This window comes from Nocardioides sp. Soil796, assembly GCF_001429525.1.
Taxonomy (GTDB): Bacteria; Actinomycetota; Actinomycetes; order Propionibacteriales; family Nocardioidaceae; genus Nocardioides.
Map to the genome: position 1 here is coordinate 86,243 of NZ_LMSQ01000016.1, position 837 is coordinate 87,079.

Consider the following 837-nt stretch of genomic DNA (forward strand, 5'->3'; position numbering starts at 1 on the left):
CGCAGCACTCCCCGCACGACCTGCGGATCCTGGGCCGCAAGATCCTCTCCATCGTCGCTCCACAGTTGTGTGAGGACGAGGAACGCAAGCGGGTCGAGGAGGAGGAACGCCGCGCGCACGCGAAGTCCCGGTTGTGGTTCAAGNCGCAACGGTGACGGCACCGTGGAGCTGCGCGCCACCCTGTCCGAGGCCGCCGCGGCCCGCCTCAAGGGCATCCTGAACTCGCTGACCTCGCCCCGGCACCAGTCCACCCCGGGTGGGGGTGCGGCACCGTTGACCGATCCCGCGACCGGGCAGAAGGTTCCCTTCGACCAACGCCGTGGGCTGGCCTTCGAGGCCTTCCTCGAGGGCCTGGACCCCGACGCCCTCCCGGTGCATGGCGGCAACGGCACCACCTTGGTGATCACGATGGACCTGGCCGACCTGCTCGCCGGGATCGGGGTCGGGGTCCTGCCCGACGGTGGCAAGATCTCGGCCACCCAGGTCCGCCGCCTCTCGTGCACCGCGAAGATGGTCCCCGCCGTCCTGGGTGGGGAGTCCGAGGTGCTCGACCAGGGCCGCGCGAAACGGTTGTTCACCGGCCCGCAGATCCTCGCCATGGGGATCCGCGACAAGACCTGCCGCGCCGAAGGGTGCCTGGTGCCGGCCAAGTGGTGCGAAGCCCACCACTTCACCTTGTCCTGGTTGCACGGAGGTCGGACCGACACCAAGGACGGCAAGCTCTTGTGCTCGTGGCACCACCACCGTGCCCACGACGACGCCTACGACATGACACTGATGGCCAACGGTGACGTCCGGTTCCGCAAACGCACCTAGGCCATACCCGAATGGCCGCAG

Annotated in this window: 1 protein-coding gene and 1 pseudogene; both read left to right on the top strand. The window is 68.9% G+C overall.

Annotated features, from left to right (window positions below; translation table 11 throughout):
- A partial coding sequence (locus ASH02_RS27505; protein ID WP_442938374.1) for a hypothetical protein occupies positions 1 to 143 on the top strand: 143 nt, incomplete at both ends.
- A gap of 1 nt (position 144) precedes the next feature.
- Positions 145 to 816 (top strand): annotated as a pseudogene (locus ASH02_RS27510) (DUF222 domain-containing protein); the annotation flags it as partial.
- Between the last annotated feature and the right edge of the window lie 21 nt (positions 817 to 837).